The following is a 22,689-nucleotide window of genomic DNA, read 5'->3' as shown; positions in this document are numbered from 1 at the left end:
GGTTTGTTTCATTTGATGCAATTGGAGCCTGTTAACTGCCAGCCAGCGGGGCAGGAATAAATCAGCGCAGCAGTGAGCTGACGCGAGCAAGTGGTGGCACTGAGGTTCCAGCCTGCAGCGCAGGAATAGACGGGCGTGTTGGCGGCAGCCTGGGTCAGGGTGCGGTTGCAAGTGGTGCCACTGAGGTTCCAGCCTGCAGCGCAAGCATAAGCGGTAGTGCTGGCGGCAGCCTGGGTCAGGGTGCGGCTGCAGGTGGTGCCACTGAGATTCCAGCCTGCAGTGCAAGCATAAGTGGTGGTGCTGGTGGCCGCCTGGGTCAGGGTGCGGCTGCAGGTGGTGCCAGTGAGGTTCCAGCCGGCACTGCATGAATAAGACTGGCTTTGGGCGGCGGTGTAGACCTGGGTACAATCCCAATCACTGACCATACCGGGAAAACCGCCATAACAGCTAATGCCAGCGCCAGTGGGTTGGTATTTTGCAGTGACGGTATAAAAGCGGGTGCATTGGCCAGTACTGGTATTGGCGGTGCCACCGCTGGGGCAGCTGTAGCTGATGGTGACACTGGCGGCGAGGGTTTCGTTTTTGACGCAGTTGGTGCCGGATAAGGTAAAGCCGCTGGCGCAACTGTAAGTAATGGTTGCACTGGCAGCGACGGTTTCGTTTTTGACACAGTTGCTGCCAGATAAGGTAAAACCGCTGGCGCAGCTGTAGGTGGTGGTGGCATTGGCAGCGACGGTTTCGTTTTTGCTACAGCTGCTGCCGGATAAGGTAAACCCACTGGGGCAGCCATAAGTGTAACTAACGGATGCTGAGGTTGTTTCTGTTTTATAACAGAAGGTGCCGCTACTGTGTAACAGATAACCGGCACTGCAGGAGACGGTGGCAGGTTGTGTGATGGGCGAACCACAACTGGCAGCATGACAGATATCTATTTCTGCAATGAGCTGTGTTCCCAGATAGATACTCTGGACCGTTTTGGTATCAGGCAGCTCACGGTAAAGGAGTTGTCCACTTTTGCTATAGACCGTATAAGCCGGGCCTGTGGTATTGGTTTTTTTCACGCGCCGATTGTAACCGTCATAAACGTAATTGATTGATTTTGCAGAGGTGATTTGCTGAGCTCTGTTATAGCTCAATGCATATTGCCCGTTGTGGGTGATATTTCCTCTGTCATCATAGGCATAGCTATGGGTCGCGGCACCGGTGAGATTATTCAGCCGGTTCAGGTGATTGTACGCAAGGCCAAGGGTTGTGCTGTGATAGGTTCTGCTGGTCAGATTGCCTAAACCGTCATAGGTAAAGCGGCCGCTGCCCCATTGACCATTGGCTGTTTGTAAACGGTTCGCCGCATCGTAAGTCAGTGCGGTCACACTGTAGTTGGTATCGACCAAGTTTAATAATTGCGTGAGATTGTCGTTGTTATCATAGGCCGGGTCGAGTTTGATTGTGTTGACTGCAGCCAAAGCATCCGTCAGCATATCCGTCCGGCCGCTACTGTCCTGCTGCACAGTCCTGACGATACCGTTGCCGTAGGTCCATTGTTTCACTTCGCCGTTGGGGAAATAACTGACAGCCGTGGCGTAAGTTCCGGCCTGCGTTGGTTGACCCAGCGCATTCGGCGCGTAGGTTAGCGTGGTGCCGGTAGGGTAAATCAATGCAGAAACTGCGCCCAGGCTGTTATAGGCCCAATCCAGCACAAAAGTTTTACTGTCCAGTGTTAATGTTTCTTGTTCCAGTAAGTTCCGGCTGTTGTACAGGTAACTCCAGTTTACATTGCCAGCCGAAAGACTCAGCAGATTCCCATTTGAGTCATAGCTATAAGTCCGGTCAGGGGCCGCGTCAGGGAAGTCTTCGGTTCTTAGTTGATTCTGATTATCGTAGCTGAACGACACTTTATGGCTGGCATTGACTGCAGTTTCATCGCAGGATGTGGTACTGCCCGTTGTTCCTTCTGCACGCCAAATCAACTGCCGTTGCGTGTTATAACCCATGGCTGTGATGCCCGTTTCGGGGCGGATTGTTTTACATAATAGTTGAGCAGCGTTGTACAACCGATATTCCGTGATATGGCCTTGGGTGATACTGGTGATTTGATCGTAAAAGTTATAGTTGATAGTCGTATCATCTGTATCTGCAGCCTTCATCAGCACAGGGTATTGCTGCTGCGGACTCCCGTATGCCAGATAGGTTGTGGTCGTGGCATAACCATTTGGATCCGTTATCTCAATCCGATTACCGGCCAAATACTGGTATCTATGTTCTGAATGATCACTGGTCCGGGTTTTACTCAGCATGCGACCCAGCACATCGTAGCGAGTTGCTATGCCCAGTGGATTAAGAGCACCACCACTTGGGAAGGAGGCGAATGTCTGACGGTTCTTGTCATCATAGTGAAAGGTTTGATAACGCTCAGTCGCACTGTTGTTGACATCCATTTCGCGGGTGAAGATAGGGCGTAGCAAGCCGTCAAAATAGGTCCGCTTTTGATAATTGCCTTGCGTGATGATTTGACGCCAACTCCCGACCGGGATGTTGCTGCCACTGATCCCATCATTGGCCGTGTTAACCAGGGCGTAAGCGATTGTTTGGTCTGACCAGGCCGGGTCGGTGTAATCGACTTTTGTTAACCAACCCACGGCGTTGTAGCTATAACTGGTTTGATGGCCATTGAAATCCGTCAGGCTCTGCACTGTACCGTCGTTGTTGACAATTTGGGCGGCGATCACCGTATTGGGGGTGCTATCGTTGACTGTGTCACAACCGTTTGTCAGCGCACAAGGCAAGGTAATTTTTTGCGGGCGTCCCCGGTAATAGCTGTCAAAACTCTCAAAGCGACCAGAGCCGTTATAGGTAATTTTAGAGACTTCCCCTTGGGCGTTATAGGCATAGGTCGCAACCACAGCGCCTAAAATCGACTTTTGATAAGGCTTAAACAGGCTGTTATAGCTGGTAGATTGATAGGCTGTGCCAAAAGCGGTTGAATCAGCACGATAGCTGTGCGTCGGAAGATTGAGCACCCAGTGCGTGGTGTCATGCAAAAAGTCAGTTTTAAGATACAGCACCTTGCTGTTGAAATCATTCAACTGATGGGATTGCTGGGGGACGTCGTAAGCATTGAAGTCAGAGTAAAGGGTGGTATAAGTATCCCCCTCCTGCACGATACGCGTCTTGATCTTGCGAACCGGGTACGAAGATGCATCAATGTTTGCGATCGAAAGGCCGAAATTGATGCCATTATCACCGCGCAGTGTTCCCCTCACTACAGAGTTGATTTGCCGGCTAAGCAAGTCACCTGCAGCCGAGAAGTGCTCAGTCGCGACTATCTGATTTTCGGTATAGTCGTAACGTTTACTGATGTAATATTTAGTGAAGGTATCATCTGGTGCAGTCAGCGTTAATACTCTTAAGTCAAAGCGTTCAAAATCAAGATCGCCCGGAACCGCGGCACATTCTGTTATTGAACTGCACTGAGTGACTTTTTCATTGTCTACCAGCGCGTTGGTATTAAAACGCGCGGTTGTCAGATCATAGGTTGACTCAGCAGAGCTCCAATGAGGCAGATTGTTTGAGTAGTTGTAATGCCAAATGTAATTAGACAACCCAGGTCCGGATATTTCTTTTGAAGAGACAGCAATATGGGCATTACAGGCGTTGACATTGTATATCCAATCCTGAGCCGTTGTTGAATAAATGTTGTACCTGGCCGGTACGTCTGAACTGCCATGCACAATAAGGCCGATATTAAGCTTTACTGTTGCCCCAGTTGGATGTTTGACAGTTAAATAAGTCGAATTAAGGCCTGTGATAAAATTGCATTGTCTATTTGCAGTGCTGGAATCTCTGCTGGCAGGAAAAATATTCACGGCATAATTAGAAAAGTAAGGAAAATCATATTGCCAGTAGGTGGCATCAGGCAAGCTGACTTGTTTTAAATAATTGTCGGTATAGCTGTAGGTCCAGGTTTTACCGGCAGCAGACGCGGATGTAATACGATTAGCGGTGTTATAAGTTAATTCCAGGATAGTCTGGCTGGTGCCAGATACAGGGGTGAAAGCAATAGATGTCAAGTTTTGACCATGGTAGTTATAACTGAGAACATTGCCTGCGGTATCTCTGACAGAGGTGACCGCATAGATAATTTTATTACGGGTGGCGGCTTTATTTTTTTTAACCAGAGCAAATCCACTCTGAATAATGCGCTGCCTGAATTCATATTTATAGCCATCAGGGGTTTCGACATAAAAATATTCCTGGCTCAGGCTATCGACCTTGCAGGTGACCCGCATATGGTCATCAGTCATATAATGACCACCCGCAGTAGAAGTAGAAAGCTTACTCCCTCCTTTCGCTGGAATAATTAAATCTACCCCATTAAAGTACTCAAACTGTTCAATATTTTGCCCTAACGCGCCAACAATAGAATCAGGCGTTAACGCTTTTGTACATGCGGTTGAGGGGGAGAAATTATAGGTGGATCGGGCGTCACCCTGGACATAGGTAGATTCAATTCTGGGGATATCTAATCCCCAATCACCAAATTCTTGATACTGGCGAATGTTACGCCCACTGAGTCTGTTGTAATAGCGCGACAGTGTGACTGAAAGTCCAGTGGTCACAGGGATGTGAATGTCTGTAACGGCAAAGGTTGGCGTGCCGGTTGCCAACGAAATGTTGTCGCCGGCTAACTCTGCTGAAAGCATATCGATATCAGGTGCCGGAGCCATACGCTCTAAATTGAACTCGGAAGGAGTTTCAAATAAATTCGCAGCTGAAGTTGTCAAACTTGCGGCGGCAAAAAAACTGAAAGTAACAATTTGGGCGCTTTTAAGGATGTTAGGCATGCTGTGCTCTGTGTATTATTTTTGTAAATCAGATGCATCAAATATGCAGCACACGCCTATCTAAACTTAATGTAAATGGACAAATAATCAGCATTTTGCGAGTTAAATACGATAAAGTGCAATAAATTGTTTGATTTTACTGCGGAGACACTGAACCTGGCACAACTGGATGATGTTGGCGCTGGCTCTCTGGTCATCACCATCCGCAGCTCTTGAGAAGTGTGGATGGCCAGTCCAAAGGCCAGCGTCAGCTTCCGGTTACTCAGCAATAGCCTGAGCCGGAAATTCACCAAAACCACGGATCACCAGCGTCAGTTCTGCTTTGCCCTGGCGGACAGCGCCAAGCTTTAAGTAACTGATATCATCGCTGAGGTAAAGCTTGCCGTCACTGGATGGCGTCAGCAACTGGCGGGCGCCCTGTTTGGTCTGACAAACTAATTGACCCTGCTCCAGGGTGATACGCCGTTCAGTGCCATCGTCAAAGCGGTAATTGCCGGTAATTGCGGTTAACGTGGCGGCGGGCAGTTGGATCGGATCCGGTTCCAGCGGCTTGCCGATGGCAATAGCCGCCAGTTTCACCGCCAGGGTATAACTGTCAAAACTGCCACTGTTCGCCAGCACGGCGACATAAATCTGTTGCGACGGAATGCGAATCGCATAACTGGAAAAACCTTCAATGCCACCACTATGCTCCTGGGTCACCTGTCCGGCCAGATCGGCCATCATCCAGCCATAACCATAAGGCTGCGGTTGACCATTGCTGGCCGGGTGTTTGATAAAAGATTGCTGTAACAAACTTTGTTCCAGCAAACGATTGCTGTACAGCGCCTGATCCCACAGATTTAAATCATCGACCGTACTGCGCAGCCCGCCGGCGCCCTGGGGGCGTGTCATGCTGATGACATCGGCATTGCGAAAACCTGTTGCGCTTTGTTCATAGCCGCTGGCGCGCCGGGAGATGAGGGCGCTGGCGCTGTCATAACCGGTATTTTTCATACCAAGCGGTTGAAAAATATGCTGTTGCAAATAATCGGCATAAGACTGCTGGCTGACCTGTTCGATAATGGCGGTCAGGAGCACATAGTTCGAGTTGGAGTAACTGAATCTGCTGCCAGGCTGAAACTGCAACGGCTGGCGCGAAAACAGTGCCAGCAGTTGTGGCAAACTGGCGTCTTTGGCTTTGTTGTCACGAAATTCCGGCAGCCGGCTTAAATTCGGGATCCCGCTGCTGTGGCTTAGCAACTGATGAATACTGATGTCGCGTCCGACCGCCGGGTAGTCCGGTAACACCTGGCCCACTTTATGTTGCAGCGTGATTTTGCCAGCCTGCACCAATTGCAGCACGGCCAGCGCGGTAAATTGTTTGGTCAGCGATGCCAGTCGCAGGCTGCTGTCAGGTTGCAGCGGTACCGCCAGTTCCAGATTGGCCAGGCCATAACCGCCACGCAACAGCACTTGCTGGCCTTTGCGCACAATCACGGTAAAACCGGGCTGATCTGCTTTGGCTTTTTGGCCGACCAGTTGTTGCATTTGTTGCTGCATGGCTGTGGTGTTGAGTGGGGTGACGGCTGCACCACTGGTCAGCGGTAACATGAAACCCAGACTAAGCAGGGCAGGATAAAACAAAGGCTTTAAGGTTGACATAGGCTGATCCTCAGGGCTGAAACTGGGATCAGCATGCAATAACCCCGGTGTGGTGACCGGGTTTTTATGATAAGCGTGTTTTTATCGATGTGAATGGTTGCTGTCGAAGCTATTCGTTTAACTTTGTAAAATCTTTAGCGGTAAGCCCAACATATCGTCACCACTTTGGGCGAAAAACCAAATTATACCGATCAGGCTCGCCACGGTCAGCAGATACCAGCAGGTTGAAAACAGCTGGCCATAACGATCAAGCGGTAATAAATGGCTTTGGTGACGGCTGCGCCACTCAAACACAATTTCGACACTACCAATCAGTAATAAAAAGCCCAGCAGTGCCAGGCCAAAGCTGTAACTGACCCAAACCCCAATAGCTGCACCGATCACACATGCGACTAAACCTGCAACACTATTCATCGAAAAGCTGATACTTTTCAGAATATGGCCGCCATCCAGCGGTAAAATCGGCAATAAGTTAAATAAATTCAGCAAGGCATTAAAAGTGGCCAGCCCGGCGAAAAACACATTGCCGGTGAACCAGTACGCCAGCAAACAAGCCAGGGACAGCAGCAGGCCAAAAGTGGGGCCCATAATTGAGATCACCACATCCTGCCAGCGGGTGTTGATTTTTTCATCCGACAGCGCCAGTCCGCCCAGGAAGGGGATCAAATAAATGCCTTTGGTTTTCATGCCAAAATACTGCATGGCGCGGATATGGCCATATTCGTGGAACACCAGACAAGCCAGCAGTGCCAAAGCAAACTGGAAAGAAAATAACCAGGAATAAGCCGCCACACTTGCCCCGGCCAGCACCACTTTAATCACCTTGGCACTTTTCAGCAGTTTAAAACCGAGCGATGCCAGTCCGACCAGGCTGATTTTCTGCTGTTTCACCGGTGCGACCACCGGCTGTTGTTGTTCAATATCTTTGTGGTTACGTTCGCCAGCGCTTACTAAAGCATCATTGGCAAATAACTGATATTGAATCAAAAATGGCTGCCAGCTCAGCTGACTGTCGAGCCTGATCTGCACAATTTGGCTGTCTGGCTCTGAGCTGGGTTGTGCTGTTGGTTCAGCCGCTGCACTTTGCAACTGTAACTGAAAGACATGGCTGCGCAGCGCATTCGGCTCTGCGCTGGCCGCCAGTTGCGACACCAACTGACCATTCCAGAACAATTGTTGCCAACCCGCCATTGAGCCTTCCAGCCGTAACTTTCTGCCAAAACAGTCAATATTCAGTAATTCCACCCGAACTCCATATTGTGTTGTGCTGTTGCTGTGCGCCAGCAAATCAAACGAGGCGCTATTATGCCGTCCAGACGACAGGCTGGCAAAGTGTCATGGCCATGCGTGGTGAATGGCAAGACCTTTTGTATCCGTTGTGTCACGGATCAAAGCAAAAGTCGGCTGCAACGCCACAAAAGGTGCTGCCAGTAACCGGTATTGGCATTTCACGGCTAAATCTGACGATTCGTCAGGGTTAAATAGCTTGCAACTGTCTGTCTCTCTGTTAATTTCGCCATCGCTAATACAGTCGCCTTGGTCGGGTGGTTGGCAACCAGGATTGACAGTCTGACGGGAGGATTCTCAGTGCAAGCATCCATAATGCAGTCTGCGGCTTTTATATTTAGAATTTTCTAATATATACTTATATTAAATTTATCTAATGTTGATGTCGGGCATGGCGGGCCTGCTAAGCTGTCTGGAGCGAAAATTCAGACAATCACCCTGCCAAGCTATCACCACAATGCAAGAGGATGCCAAGATGCGCTCAGTCACAAGGTTGAATTTTCGCCACGTTACCCTACTGCAGGGTTCAGCAATGGCGCTGTTATTGGCGCTCAGTAGCCTGTGCTGGTCTAGCCAGGCGCTGGCACAACCAGCCAGTTCGCGACCGGACTGGCTGACGCTGCAAACCGTCACAGTACCACAATGGCTGGAACTGAGTGCCCAGGTGGAAGCGGTGGCGCAAGGCACTGTGTCGGCGCAAACTTCGGGGCGGATTGTGGAGTTGCCATTTGATGTCAATGATTTAGTGCCGCAAGGTGCGGTGATTGTCCGTTTTACCGACACCGAACAACAGGCGCGGCTGCGTCAGGCGCAAGCGGCAGTGCGGGAAACCCAAAGCCGCTTTGACGAACAGCAACAAGAGCTGGTCAGAGTGCGGGATATTCATAGCAAAGGTTTAGTCGCTAAAGCGGCGTTAGATCTGGCGCAGGCTAATTTTAATTCGGCCAAAGCACGGTTGGATCAAGCAACAGCAGCAGCTGCAGAAGCCAAAGAGCAACTGGAACAAACCGTGGTGCGGGCACCTTATAGCGGTATTTTACAGCAACGATTTGTTGAACTGGGTGAACTGGCCGTGCCCGGCAAACCACTGCTGCGGGGGTTAAGTCTGGAACAGCTGCGTTTGGTGGCGCAACTGCCACAAAGCCAGTATCAGGCGGTGCGGCAAAGCCCGGCGGCCGAACTGGAGCTGACCGATGGCAGCGTCATCACACTGCCAGCGCCAAAACTGACGATAGCACCGCAAGCCAACAGTCAGAGTCATAGTTTTCTACTGCGTTTACAGCTGCCAGCAGCAGATTACAGTCAATACGCCATGTTGCCGGGTAACTGGTTACGGTTGCGGCTGCAACAGGGGACAACCAGTCAGCTTAGGATCCCGCTGACTGCGGTGCTGTGGCGGGGTGAGGTGAGTAGTGTTTATTTGAAATCTGCTACAGGCACCGCAGCCATGTTACAACCGGTCCGGCTGCAGCGGATCCCAGCCACTGCCACAAGTCCGGCTTGTTATCAGGTGTTATCAGGTTTAACTTCAGGCCAGCAAATTGCCACTGATGCCGCGGCCCAATTGGCGGCACTGACTGCTGCTGCCAGCGGAGGCTAACATGAGCACAGTGCACAAACTTGGTATTTCCGGCGGCCTTGCCGGCTATTTTAAACAAAATCAAATCACGCCTTTGCTGGCGCTGGTTGGTTTTCTGCTTGGCTTATTTGCGGTGCTGGTGACGCCACGGGAAGAAGAGCCACAAATTGAAGTGACTTTTGCCAACGTTTTTATTGCTTATCAGGGCGCTTCCGCTGCCATGGTGGAGCGGCAGGTCGCGCTGCCGGCAGAAAAAATTATTGCTGAGATTGCTGGTGTGGAGCATGTGTACTCAGTGTCGGAACCGGGTCGGGCTGTGCTGACGGTGCAGTTTAAAGTGGGTGAACCACGCACTGAGGCTTTGGTCCGGCTGTACAATGCTTTTTACGCCAAAGCCGACTGGCAACCGGCGGACAGCAAGATTGGTGCTGTGCTGATCAAACCCAAAGGCATTGATGACGTGCCGGTGTTTGCCTTGACGTTATGGAGTAAAAATCCGGCGATCACAGCGGCAGATCTGCACAGTGCCGCCAAAGGCCTGAGTGAACAGTTGCAACAAGTCGCCGGCAGCCGCGATATCTACAGCATTGGCGGACCACAACAGCAGGTCTCGGTGCGGCTGGATCCGGCGCGGTTACAGGCGTATCAACTGAGTTTACCGCTGCTGCAACAAGCCTTACAGCAAAATAACTGGCTCAGTCAAAGCCAGGCTTTGCTGGCACCCAATCAGCAAATTCAGCTGCAGGCCGGTAATTTTTTAACCACGCCGGCGCAGTTGGGGCAGTTGGTGGTGGCAGTGCACGCTGGCTCCGCCGCCACTGGCAGCGCCATGTTGCCGGTGTATCTGTCTGATGTTGCCGAGATTGAGCTCGGCAGTGCTGAGCCTGTCAGTTATGTGCAACATGTGCAATTACAGCCAGCGACCGGGCAGTTGCTGCAAAGCCCGGCGGTGACCATAGCCGTGGCCAAACAAGCCGGTTTTAATGCGGTTGACGTCACGCAAGCCATGTTAGCAAAAGTGGCCTACCTCAAGCAGCATTATCTGGGGCAGGACATTGAAGTGACCGTCAGTCGTAACTACGGTGATACCGCCAAAGATAAAGCCGATACCCTGATCCATAAACTGCTGTTTGCCACTTTATCTGTGGTGTTGCTGGTTGGTTTTGCCCTTGGCTGGCGCGAAGCTTTTGTGGTGGGGATGGCTGTGATTATCACGCTGGCGCTGACCTTATTTGCGTCCTGGGCTTATGGTTTTACCCTGAACCGGGTGTCGTTGTTTGCGCTGATTTTTTCCATTGGTATTTTGGTGGACGATGCCATAGTGGTGGTAGAAAACCTGCACCGGCATTGGTTGCAAGGCAAACAACAACTGAGCGAGTTGATCCCGTTGGCGGTCGAAGAAGTGGGCGCGCCAACCATTTTAGCGACCTTCACCGTGATAGCTGCGCTATTACCGATGGCCTTTGTCAGCGGGCTGATGGGACCTTATATGAGCCCGATCCCCATCAACGCCAGTATGGGCATGCTGATTTCTTTGCTGGTGGCTTTTATTTTTACCCCCTGGTTGTTTTTAAAGGTGTTCGCCAACCATAGTGCGTCTGTAGCTGCAGGCCATCAAGAGGTCTCCGCTAAACTGGAGTCGCTGTTTCGCCGCCTGATGTGTCCATTTCTGGCCGCCCGGCAGGGTCGGCTGAACCGGATCAAACTCTTGGTTGGCTTATTGGCGGCCATCAGTGTGTCGGTGCTGCTGGTCACCAGCCAGCAGGTGGTGCTGAAAATGCTGCCGTTTGATAATAAATCTGAATTTCAGGTGGTGGTTGATTTAGCTGAAGGCAGCACGCTGGAACAAACCGAGGCCGTGCTGCAGCAAGTCAGTCAGGCATTGCTGCAATTGCCGGAAGTTACCCATCTGCAAACTTATGCCGGTACGGCGGCACCTATTAACTTTAATGGCTTAGTGCGGCAATATTATTTACGGCAGTCTCCGTGGCAGGGCGATGTGCAGGTGAATTTAGCCGGTCGGTTAGACAGAGCCGAACAAAGCCACGCCATTGCACTGCGAGTGCGACCAGCGCTGGCAGCACTGGCAGCACAAACTGGCGCCAGCATTAAGCTGGTGGAGGTACCGCCCGGTCCGCCGGTGATGGCGCCGCTGGTGGCGGAAGTGTACGGACCTGCGTATCCTGCGCAATTAACTGCTGCCAAAGACTTAATGCAAAGCTTTGCTTTGGTTGACAATATTGTCGATATCGACAGCACAGTGGAAGCGCCGCAGCCGTTGTGGCAACTGGTGGTGGACCAGGCCAAAGCGGCTCAGCTTGGGGTATCGGTGGCCACTGTCAGCCAGACGATTCAACTGGCGGTAGAGGGCGCCAACGCCGGTTATTTGCGCAATGAGCAAAGTTACAGCCTGACGCCTGTGGTACTGAAACTGCAACAAGGGGCCATTGCCGACTGGCAACAGTTGCTGCAATTGCCGGTACCCACAGTCCAGGGCGGTACTGTGGCTTTAGCAGAAGTAACCCAACGGCTGGTGACAACGCGGGAAAATACCATTTATCGCAAAGACTTAAGGCCAGTAGTTTTTGTCACTGCTGATTTGGCGGGCGGGTTGGATAGTCCGCTTTATGGCATGCTGCAGATCAAAGCGGCACTGGCCACAGCCACAGCGGCCATGCCGCAGGCGCTGCTCAGCGCTCCAGAACACACCGACAGCATCAGCATTAAGTGGGACGGCGAGTGGCAAATTACCTTTGAAACCTTCCGCGATATGGGCATCGCTTATGGCGTGGGCCTGATCATGATTTACTTACTGGTGGTGGCGCAGTTTAAATCTTATGGCGTGCCGCTGATTATTATGGCGCCTATTCCGCTGACCATCATTGGCATTATGCCGGGCCATTGGCTGTTGGATACCCAGTTCACTGCAACGTCTATGATCGGCATGATTGCGCTGGCGGGCATCATAGTGCGTAACTCAATTTTGCTGGTCGATTCTATACAGCAGCAGGTGGCGCAAGGAGTGGCTTTGCAGCAAGCGGTGATCCATGCCTCGGCAGTGCGGGCGCGGCCAATTATTCTGACCGGGCTGGCGGCCATGCTGGGGGCATTTTTTATTCTGGATGATCCGATTTTTGGCGGTCTGGCGGTGGCGCTGATCTTCGGCATCCTGGTCTCGACGCTGCTGACCTTGCTGGTGATCCCGGTCGTGTATTACGCGTATCACTACCAGCAAAATCAGTTGCCGTCTGAGCAATGACGGACCTGCAGCAAACGCCCTAACGTAATTGCCGGGGCTTTGGTCGCAATGGTGGTAAGTCCTGGTGCCCGTTGCCGGTCTACTGCCCACTCCCTTGTGCGCTCTGCCGAATCTTGCCGGATGAGGGGGAGCGCTGTCTTTTTGGTAATAAGGAACTATGATGCTAAACAAACCCCTGTTCTGCCTGAGTTTACTCAGCACGCTGTTGTGGCCTGTCAGCTCGCTAGCTGAAACGGCGACCCCGACCGCTTTTATTGAGACCTTTGGCAAGATTTTTGGTGAACACAAAGGTGTGCGAAAAGGGCATGCCAAAGGATTTTGTTTCAGCGGCGAGTTTCAGGGCGATCCGGCGCTGGCCCGTTACAGCAACTCTGCTTTATTCAGTGGCGCTGTGTATCCGTTGCACGGTCGTTTTTCGATGGCCGGTGGCAATCCGAAAGCGGCCGAAAATAGTCGTAGTCCACGTGGTATGGCGGCGCAAATTCAGCTGGCCAATGGCGAACTGCAGCATTTTGCGCTGTTGTCGACGCCGGTGTTTGGCGCCAAAGATCCGGATAGCTTTTTAGGCTTGTTGCAGGCATCGATACCGGATGCGGCCACAGGCAAGCCGAACAGTGCGAAAATTGCCGCTTACCGGCAGGCACATCCGGATACTCAGGCGCAAGCCAGTTACCTTAGCAAAACTGCTCCTCCAGCAAGTTATGCGACTACCAGCTATTTTGGCCTGCATAGTTTTATCTTGACCAATAAGGACGGTCAACAACAGGCTGTGCGCTGGCAGTTTGAACCTGTCGATGGCCAGCAGGGATTAACCAGTGCCGAAATCAACGCCGCACCGACCGAGTTCCTTGAACAGCGTTTGCAGCAACGGTTAAAGCAAGGTCCGGTGCGATTCCGGTTGCAACTGGTGCTGGCGACAGCGGCGGATCAGTTATTGGATCCATCACAAGCCTGGCCGGCCGAGCGCCAGATCATCAGCGGTGGTGAGCTTAGGATCAACCAAAGTGGCGGCACCGCCTGCAACAACCTGAATTTTGACCCTAATGTGCTGGCAACTGGCATCAGTCCAAGTGCCGATCCGGTGCTGCAGATGCGTTCAGCCGCTTATGCCGTGTCTTTTGGCAAAAGACTGAGTGGTCAGTAAGTTGCGGTGAAGGTAAAAATGCCGGTTATCGGCTGCAAACGTATGCAGCGACTGTCCTGCGAGAGCTGATTTCGACTAAGCTGAAGCTTAGCTGTGTCTGGCAATAGCGAGCGTTTAACACTGTTGCCGGGCGCAAGAAAGACAATAAATCAACAGGATAAGCGATGAAACCGATACTTTCCCGCCTGCTGCTGGCACTGGCGGCTGGCACACTGCTGGCTTGCCAGCCTGATAGCAATCCCGCAGCGCCAGCGACGCCGTCGTCAACCCAGAGCACAGCAACTGCTGCCGGCAAGCCAGTTGCAACGGATGGCCTCAAGCCACTCACTGCCAACTGGTGGCAGGATGCGGTGATCTACCAGATTTGGCCACGTAGTTTTGCCGATAGTGATGCCAATGGTCATGGTGATTTTGCCGGCATCCAAAGCCGGTTGCCTTATCTGGCTGAGTTAGGGGTTGACGCCATCTGGCTCACGCCGATATTTGAAGCACCTAGTTATCATGGTTATGATTTTACTGAGTTTTATCAGGTGGAAGCGGATTACGGCAGCATGGCGCAGTTTGAACAGCTGATCCAGGCTGCCAGCAGTAAAAATATCAAGGTGATCCTCGATTTAGTCATCAATCATATTTCAGATCAACATGACTGGTTTCAGCGCTCGGCCAAAGGCGAAGCGCCTTATCGCGACTATTTTATCTGGCGCACTGAGCTGCCGACCGATGGCTGGGGGCCAGCCTGGGATAGCACTAAAACCGATCCAAAAGCGGTCTGGCATTATCATCCAGTGCGCAAACAATATTATTACAGCGCTTTTGGCCCGTCGCAGCCGGATCTGGATCTGACCCAGAGTGCTGTGGTGGCTGAAATGAAAAAAATGGCCAAATTCTGGCTCGACAAAGGGGTGGCCGGCTTCCGACTCGATGCGGTGCGTTATGCCATTGAAAATGGTCCCCGGCAGCAGGCCGATACCGCCCAAACCCAGGCTTATTGGCAGGATTTCAGCAGTTATGTCCGTTCGGTGCAACCCAATGCGTTACTGGTGGGCGAAGCCTGGGCCGATTTACCCATTGCCGCCAGTTATTATGTTGACGGTAAAGGCTTAGATGCCGGTTTTGACTTTGAATTTGGCTATCAGGTGTTGGCGTTATTACAAGGTGATGCTGGCGTCAAAGCCGAGTTTGGCACTATGCAACAAGCCATGGCCACAGGTGCTCAACAGCTGTTGCAGCAAAATTATCTAAAGCGGCTGGCGACCAAAGTGCCGCTTGGCTATTTCAGTCCCTTCCTGACCAACCATGATCAACCCAGAATTGGTTATCAAGTGGCGGGCAATCAGGCCAAAGCTAAGCTGGCTGCTGCTATGCTGCTCAGCTCACCCGGTACCAGTTACCTGTATTACGGCGAAGAAATTGGTTTAAGTCAGGCTTCCGATGCCGAACATATCCAGCGCCGGGCCCCGATGCTGTGGGACCCGTCAGCACAAGCCGGTTTTACCAAAGCGCCGCAGGCTTGGGTGCAGTCTGGAACCTTGTTTCCACCGCAGCAAAGCACCGATTGGTGGCCGGCATTTCTCGCCAGCCAACTGAGTGCTGGTGTCACAGTAGCTGAACAACAAGCTCAACCTCAGTCGTTATGGCGGCTGTATCAGTTACTGATCCAACTGAAAAAAACGCGGCCAGAATTCAGTGTTGCCGGCAGTTATCAGGCCGAACAGCTGGCGGACAGCCCACTGCTGCAAATCAACCGCAGTCTGGCCGGTGCACAGACGTTGTTGTTGCTGAATCTATCTGATCAGCCGCAGCCAATCCCGGCTGGGTTGCAGCACAATGAGCACTGGCAAAACATCTGGCGTGAGGATGATGCTGCCAGCACCAGCATCGGCCCCTGGCAGTTACGGATATGGCAACAGTCACGCAGTCAATAGGGTAAAAGATGGTGGCAGGAAAAGTCAGTGCCGACGCTGTTTTCCTGTCACGCCCTTGGCACACTTTGACAGCGTCCTCTCCAGCACAGCATGACAAAGCCGTGACAGTGGCTGTATAAAAATTACACAAAGTCGTGACCAGCTTTGTTGCAGTTGATGAATTGTTGATACCTGCCAATTAGTCTTGTTTTCTTACATCTTCCTACTAGTTTTGAGCTGCTTCTGACTCTGACCTCCCGTCGGTTGGGGATTTGTCGTGAAGTATCAGGACGGGTCTTTCACAAGGAACATGTATGAATTATTTAACCCCTGTAGGCCTCGCGGTATTGTGCGCGTTGGGTTCTGGTCAGGTGCTGGCGCAACAACAACTCAGGAGTGCCGGTCACCCACTGGTTGAGCAAACGAATATTGCCAATCAGTACATTGTGGTTTTTCATAAAAATACGCCGGGTTTGCAGTCATTGCAGCAACAGCAGCAATGGACCCAGCAGCAGGTCGATTTGCTGGTCAATCAGACCGGTGTCACAGTGCAGCAGCAGTATAGTCACAGTATCAGCGGTGCTTTGGTGATTGCAAACGCGCAGCAATTAAAAGAGTTACGGCAGCATGCCGCCGTTGCTTACATTGAACCCAACCGCAAAATTCAGCTGGCACCACAGTTAGTGAGTGCACAAGTCAATCCGCCGTGGGGGCTCGATCGCATTGACCAGCGCCAATTGCCATTAAATCAACAATTTAATCCGGCGCAGACTGGTCAGGCCGTCACCGCATTTGTCATTGATACTGGGGTGATGATCAACCACAGTGACTTTGGCGGCCGTGCCAGTAACGGTTATGACTTCATTGATAATGACAATGTGGCACAGGACTGTAATGGTCATGGCACGCACGTGGCAGGTACTATTGCCGGCACTGAATATGGTGTCGCCAAGCAAGCGAATGTGGTTGGGGTCAGGGTGCTTGGCTGTAACGGCTCTGGTACAACTGCTGGCGTTATTGCCGGGGTGAACTGGGTGGCGGCTCAGGCCAATGGCCAGCCTAAAGTGGCGAATATGAGTCTGGGCGGTGGCGCTTCGCAGGCGCTGGATGATGCGGTGAATGCGGCCGTTGACCGCGGGATTTTATTTGTGGTGGCTGCTGGTAACAGCAATAACAATGCTTGTGGCTCGTCACCAGCCCGGGCTGCCAAAGCTTTTACAGTAGGGTCAACCACCAATACCGATCAGCGTTCGAGCTTTTCCAGTTATGGTAACTGTCTGAAAATTTTTGCCCCAGGCAGTGATATCAAATCGGCCTGGAATAATGGTGGTAGCAATACCATCAGCGGTACCTCGATGGCGGCACCACATGTTGCAGGCGCTGCCGCTTTATATCTGCAGGCGAATCCAGCGCAGACACCAGCACAACTGGCTCAGACCCTGATCAATACCGCCACGCCAAATGTAGTCGGCAACGCTGGTGCTGGTTCACCCAACCGCTTAGTTTACACTGAAGGAGGAACTGCCGAACCACCACCAGCCCTACAGGTCACGCTGAGCGGTGCACGCAACAGCGATCATTATTACAGTCTGAATGTGCCTGCTGGCAAAGGCCGACTGACGGTGAAAACCTCAGGCGGCAGTGGCGATGTCGATTTGTATCTGATGCACAATGATCGTCCTGATCCGATATTACATAGCTGCGCTTCTGAAAATCCGGATACCAATCAGGAACAATGTTTGATCCAATCGCCACAAAGTGGTGATTGGCAAATCCTGGTTTATGGCTATACCGCTTTCACCAATGTCACGCTAACTGCATCTTATCAATAAGGAAATTTTTATGAAAATCAAAAATTTAGCTTTGTTTTTCAGCGCTACGCTGGTGCTTGCCGGTCTGCCTTTAATGGCTGCAGAACCCGCCACTGATGCGCCGACTGTGAGTCGGGTCGAACTTGAACCTTATCCGGAGCAGCCTGAAGGTCCGGGTGATGGTGGTGGTGTAGTGACGCCAACTAACATTATGGATGTGGCGCAGTTTATTGAAACTGCAAATAAAGATCTGTCACGTTGCGCCAACAGACCATTGAGTCCACAGCAATGTAAAGCCAGGCTTGATCATGCTTTTAGTTTAAATTTGCTGACACAACGCGCTTATGACTGGGCGCTGCAGAATGGCTATTTCCCGGTGGTGGATACTTTTGGTGATTATCCGGAGATTGGTGCTGTTTGTAAGTGTGGCTGTTTTGACCCTGAAACCTTGATCAGTGCGCGTTTAAACGGAGTTGTACTGGATGTTGCTGCCGCTGATATTACCAAGCAACATCAGTTACTGGCGTTGCAGTCGGATGCGACACGTCAGACATTGCATCAGGATTATCGTGGCATCAATCTCATTACCAAAGGTCCGGAAGAAGCTCCGTTATATCGCTTTGTGTTAAGCAATGGCAAACAACTGGCGGTGACGCAGCATCATGGCATGGTATTAAACGATGGTCGGGTGGTCGCGGCGAAAGATGTCACCATGACTGATCAGTTTATTGCCGCCAACGGCGATGTAGTGGCCATTGATGCGATTGAACGGGTCAGTATCGAAACAGATGTTGTGAATTTTGAAACTCATGGCGATTCTGATCTGAACCATATCATTGTGGCCGAAGGCGTGCTGGTCGGTGATTTAGTCTGGCAAAACCAACGGGCGGCAGACTTAGGTCGGGTTACCATTCGTCAATAACAGCGTAATTTGTGGCGAAGAAGGCACCGGGAATGAAGCCGGTGCCTGTTTAATAGGGATATCAGCATGAAGATGTTCAGAATTTTTCTGGTGCTGCTCTGCGCAGCAGCTGGGTTTTATTATGTCAGTTTCTCGGGTTCAATAGCAGCACCGACTGTGACAGCCCCAGTCGCAGTTGGCACTGAGCAATTACAGCAACGGCAGCAGCAACTAAGTCAACAATTGTTACAACAGTTAGATCAACAATTACCTGTGCCTGCGGTGTCAGCAAGTGCGGCGGAACAATTATTGGGTCATGCCCGCAGGTTACATCAGATCAGCGACCATATCAGTGGTCAGCAGATCCAGCGCCAGACGCTGGCTGAATTAAGCCGGCAACCTGCGCAACTGGTACTGGCTGGCAACATACTGACAGATCTGAATTTTGCTGAGCAACAATTTGGCGCTGAGCAGGCACTCAGTCGGCTCTACGCCATCAAGTTATTGGAAGAAACGGCCCGGCTTGGCGATATTAAACCACTGGAACAAACCATTCAGCAGCTCACGACAGTGTTGGAAGTGCAGGCACAACAAGGCCAGTCATTTCGTAAAGCGCAGGACCAGGACTTAGCCGACTTACTCAGGATCCGACTGAAGTATCTGAGTCAGACGCCAACCGAGGATAATTTAGATTTGATAGTCGCTGAATTAGGTTTCAAGCCTGAACTGGGAAGAGCAGTCAGTAAAATTTATGGTTTGACCTTATCCGATGCGCTGGAACAGCAATACGGATTTGAACAGGCGCAGCAACTTGCTAAAACTGCAGTAGCATTCCAACGATTTACAAAAGAATAATAAATGTACAAAATTGTTATATTTACTTGTTGTGGATAGTTTTTCGTAGCCGTTTAAGGCACGCTAGCACGGAATTGATGGTCAAGGAGGGATTCAATTGAAGATTTGGCAATTTTTCTTGTTGTATAGCACCTGCATGCTATTGACTGCCTGTGGTGGAGGTTCGGCAACTCAGTCACCACCACCACCACCGCCGCCGCCACCACCCGTGTCAGGGGTGGAACAACTCAAAAGCCGACTGGCCAGTTGGCTGCCTTTGCAGCAACAGTGGTTACAGGGGCTAACTTGCCCTGACACCGGTTGTCCAACCCGCACTGTGAGTTTTAGTGAAGGCCGGTTTGAACCTCAGTATCTGAAAACCGATCAGACCATTTTGGTGCTGGATGAGTGGGGGATGGATTTTGTCAGTATGCTGTCATACCGGCATCGTTTAAAAAGCTACTGGCATTACAATAGTCAGGGGCAGTTGGAAGCCAGAGATACCGCCATCACAGTGCCTACCTTTGTCCCTGAACTATATCAGCGTTTGCGTCAGTTTCATCAGGCTGGATCTGCCGATGGCTTTGTACCGGCTGCATGGTTAACTGAGTTCAATACCGAAATCAGTCGACTGGCTAAAGGCGTTAGCCAGCCTTATTTTGGTCATGGCGGCATCGTATTAAGTTATCTGGCGGAGCACAATCCGCAGGCTGAATTGGTGGCGGTGAATCTGCCTGATTTTGCCCTGTTGTTTCGGGACGAGTTTTGCTCGGCGAATATCCCCGCATTGACGAATAAAATCAGCGCGCTCAGTGAACAATTTTATCAGACGCTGATCCTGGGGCAGGATGTTGAATTTCTGAATATGTCGGCTGGTTATGACCTGGATATGATCCAGAAAAGAGCGCAAAGCTGTCCTCAGCCGCCTGCTGCCACTTTGTATGCAGATTTGTTAAATGCTTATCAGCCGTTTTATCAGATGTTGTTTAACAGTCCAAAATTACTGTCGGTGCAAGCTGGTGTGCTGAATAACAATCCGGTTCGTTTTCCATTAGATCAAGCAGCCTTGCCGCATCGGATCAGAGCCGCCGCTTTTAATACCGGACTACAACCATCAGGCTTAAACCCACAAGGCGTGCCTGCTGTTGCTGCGCCGGTACTCGCTGATTTTCTGCAAAATTCATGGTCAGTGCTGGATGTGCTGGTGAACTTCTCGTATGACGACAGTCAACTGCCTTGTGCAGCAAAACCCTATTCCTATCACAGAGCTTCTTCGCTGGGATTTGGTTACAGTGCTTTTTGCCAAGATCATCCGTCCTGGGCAGCTCCGGTGGTCGTATCTAGGCTGATCCACTTGCGGCAGAGTCAGTTTGCTGCCGCCGCCTGGTCTGATCAGTTGATTACCCAACTCAAACAGGCATTAACCCCGCCACTCTGTACTGCTGCAGGCAATGCTAGTCCGGTTGCCTGTAAATTGCAGGACCCGTTATTGCACCGGCAACATGAAGTGTTTCGATTGCAGTATTTGCCTTAACTGCAACCAGATTCTGTTGTCAATGTTATGGTTGTCGTGGATGGAAGGTAGCTATGAAGGTTGTCAGCATTAGTTGTCTGTTGGGGTTGTTGTTATGCGGCTTTGGCTGTGGCGGTGGTTCTGCAGTTAATTCGCCAGCGCCGCCACCTCCACCACCGCCACCCGTGTCCGGTGTCGAGCAACTCAAGAGCCGACTGGTCAGTTGGCTGCCTTTGCAGCAACAGTGGTTACAGGGGCTAACTTGCCCTGAAAGCGGTTGTGCCACCCGCACTATGCGTTTTAGTGAAGGCCGGTTTGAACCTCAGTATCTGAAAACTGATCAGACAATTCTGCTGTTGGATACCGATGGGATGGATTTTCTGGCCACCCAGACTTACCGGCATCGGATTAAAAGTTACTGGCATTACACCCGTTTGGGCCAGTTGGAGCCGCATGATGCCGCTGTGAAAGTGCCAGATTTTATCCCTGATCTCTACCAGCAACTGCGCCAATTTCATCAGTCTGGATCTGAACATGGTTTTATGCCAGCGCAATGGTTATCACCTTTGCAAACCGAAGTTCAGCGGCTGGCCAGAGGTTTTACCCAGCCCTACGCCGGACATGGCAGCGTGGCGCTCAGTTATCTGGCTGAACATAATCCGCAAGCTGAGCTGGTGGTGGTGAAATTGCCTGAGTTCGCGACTTTGTTTCAGGATGAATTCTGTCGCGCTGATATTCCGGCACTGACCGCTAAAATTAGTGCGCTCAGTGAACAATTTTATCAGACGTTGATCCTGGGGCAGGACGTCGAATGGCTGAATATGTCGGCAGGTTACGAGCGGGAAGGCATCAGAATTGCTGCGCAACGCTGTGCCATTCCGCCGCCAGCATCGCAGTATGCCGCTCTACTGCAGGCCTACCAGCCGTTTTATCAAATGTTATTTAACAGCCCGAAATTATTGGCAGTGCAGGCCGGGGTGGTTAATAACGATCCGAACCGTTTCCCATTGGATCAAGCGGTCTTGCCGCACCGGATCCGTGCCGGATTTTACAATACCGGGCTGACGTCGTCTGGCCTCAGTGCTCAGGGGGTTCCCACTGCGATGTCGCCGGCTTTACCTGCCGATCAGCAAAATTCGTTAGCGGTCTTAGATGTGCTGATTAACTTTGCTTACGATGCGGCTAGTCTGCCGTGCCAGACTCAGGCTTCGGCCTATCGCATCCCCGCAGCTTCCGGCCTTGGCTATGGGGCTTTATGTGATGAACAAACGTCCTGGGCAGCTCCAGTGGTCATATCCAGACTGATCCACTTACGCCAAAGCCAGTTTGCTGCCGCCGCCTGGTCAGATCAGCTCATCGGGCAACTCAAACAAGCATTAACCCCGCCACTCTGCACTGCTACAGGCAATACGAATCCGGTTGCCTGTAAATTACAGGACCCGTTGTTGCACCGGCAGCATGAAGTGTTCCGATTGCAGTATTTGCCTTAATCGGCAAATAAATCGGCGGTGGGATCCTGCTGCTGATCGGTGTTTCCACTTGCGCTAAGTTTGGCCTGTGCACGCCGGGCGCGGCGCTGTTCCAGCAACTTTAAGATCCGCGCCCGTTCCGCCGCAGGCTTTTGATGCCAGTTAAAGCGTTCATCCCTTGAGCGCAAACAACCGATGCAATAGCCGCGGTTATTGCTTTGGCAAATGCCAATACAAGGATTCGGTAAATCAAAAAGTTCGAGTTGATCCATGCCGGGTTATTTTTTCATCACTAAGCAGCTGATTGCAGTCTAACCAATCGGCAGCCAGCTTGCCAACCTCTGCGATCAGCACTGAATTTTGCGGCAGGGCCCGCTTTTTTTCGTTGCCAGATTGGCCACTCCAGCCTGATGCATCTGACAGCAATAGCCGTATAGCTGGCTATTTTTAACTTGAGTGCAAAAAACAGTTGACTTCAGCGCGCCAGACGGCTATTTCTATTG

14 protein-coding genes are annotated in these 22,689 nt (G+C 51.4%); 10 read left to right on the top strand and 4 right to left on the bottom strand.

The genetic code is table 11. The features are described from left to right. Positions 1-8: 8 nt before the first annotated feature. The gene (locus AC53GJ_RS20725) at positions 9-4,301 is read right to left on the bottom strand and encodes a hypothetical protein (RefSeq protein WP_496730300.1); all 4,293 of its coding nucleotides are present in this window, start codon (positions 4,299-4,301) and stop codon (positions 9-11) included. A 325-nt stretch (positions 4,302-4,626) separates the two neighbouring features. Here AC53GJ_RS20725 and AC53GJ_RS20720 point away from each other — a divergent pair, with 325 nt between their 5' ends. Beyond that, positions 4,627-4,905, top strand: a complete 279-nt coding sequence (locus AC53GJ_RS20720) for a hypothetical protein (protein WP_496730299.1) — start codon at positions 4,627-4,629, stop codon at positions 4,903-4,905. A 194-nt stretch (positions 4,906-5,099) separates the two neighbouring features. On the opposite strand, the gene AC53GJ_RS20715 is transcribed toward AC53GJ_RS20720, so the two are convergent. After that, positions 5,100-6,485, bottom strand: a complete 1,386-nt coding sequence (locus AC53GJ_RS20715) for a serine hydrolase (protein ID WP_496730298.1) — start codon at positions 6,483-6,485, stop codon at positions 5,100-5,102. A gap of 117 nt (positions 6,486-6,602) precedes the next feature. Continuing rightward, a complete protein-coding gene (locus tag AC53GJ_RS20710) occupies positions 6,603-7,730 on the bottom strand; it encodes a site-2 protease family protein (protein WP_496730297.1) in 1,128 nt (375 codons plus the stop codon). Positions 7,731-8,247: 517 nt separating this feature from the next. Between AC53GJ_RS20710 and AC53GJ_RS20705 the strand changes: the two genes are divergently transcribed. From AC53GJ_RS20705 to AC53GJ_RS20665, 9 genes are all read left to right on the top strand, one after another. After that, positions 8,248-9,372 carry an efflux RND transporter periplasmic adaptor subunit gene (locus AC53GJ_RS20705; protein WP_496730296.1) on the top strand — a complete coding sequence of 375 codons (1,125 nt, stop codon included), beginning with the start codon at positions 8,248-8,250 and terminating at the stop codon, positions 9,370-9,372. 1 nt (position 9,373) lies between these two features. Continuing rightward, a complete protein-coding gene (locus tag AC53GJ_RS20700) occupies positions 9,374-12,610 on the top strand; it encodes an efflux RND transporter permease subunit (RefSeq protein ID WP_496730295.1) in 3,237 nt (1,078 codons plus the stop codon). Between the two features lie 157 nt (positions 12,611-12,767). Further along, on the top strand, positions 12,768-13,754 hold the full coding sequence (locus AC53GJ_RS20695; protein WP_496730294.1) for a catalase family peroxidase: 987 nt from the start codon (positions 12,768-12,770) through the stop codon (positions 13,752-13,754). 164 nt (positions 13,755-13,918) lie between these two features. After that, positions 13,919-15,679 carry an alpha-amylase family glycosyl hydrolase gene (locus AC53GJ_RS20690; protein WP_496730293.1) on the top strand — a complete coding sequence of 587 codons (1,761 nt, stop codon included), beginning with the start codon at positions 13,919-13,921 and terminating at the stop codon, positions 15,677-15,679. Between the two features lie 293 nt (positions 15,680-15,972). Then, entirely contained in the window at positions 15,973-17,490 is a 1,518-nt protein-coding gene (locus tag AC53GJ_RS20685) for a S8 family serine peptidase (RefSeq protein WP_496730292.1), read from the top strand. 10 nt (positions 17,491-17,500) lie between these two features. Next, positions 17,501-18,391 carry a Hint domain-containing protein gene (locus AC53GJ_RS20680; protein WP_496730291.1) on the top strand — a complete coding sequence of 297 codons (891 nt, stop codon included), beginning with the start codon at positions 17,501-17,503 and terminating at the stop codon, positions 18,389-18,391. Positions 18,392-18,457: 66 nt separating this feature from the next. Further along, complete coding sequence (locus AC53GJ_RS20675; protein ID WP_496730290.1) at positions 18,458-19,225, top strand: hypothetical protein; 768 nt, start codon at positions 18,458-18,460, stop codon at positions 19,223-19,225. Between the two features lie 97 nt (positions 19,226-19,322). Then, a complete protein-coding gene (locus tag AC53GJ_RS20670) occupies positions 19,323-20,738 on the top strand; it encodes a hypothetical protein (protein ID WP_496730289.1) in 1,416 nt (471 codons plus the stop codon). Between the two features lie 53 nt (positions 20,739-20,791). Continuing rightward, complete coding sequence (locus tag AC53GJ_RS20665; protein WP_496730288.1) at positions 20,792-22,207, top strand: hypothetical protein; 1,416 nt, start codon at positions 20,792-20,794, stop codon at positions 22,205-22,207. Here AC53GJ_RS20665 and AC53GJ_RS20660 read toward each other — a convergent pair. Then, positions 22,204-22,458 (bottom strand): DUF1289 domain-containing protein, encoded by a 255-nt coding sequence (locus AC53GJ_RS20660; protein WP_496730287.1) that lies wholly within the window; start codon positions 22,456-22,458, stop codon positions 22,204-22,206. The genes AC53GJ_RS20665 and AC53GJ_RS20660 overlap by 4 nt on opposite strands. Positions 22,459-22,689 lie beyond the last annotated feature (231 nt).

It is taken from the genome of Rheinheimera sp. B2H12 (assembly GCF_059620065.1).
This window is presented reverse-complemented; position numbering and strand designations above follow the sequence as displayed.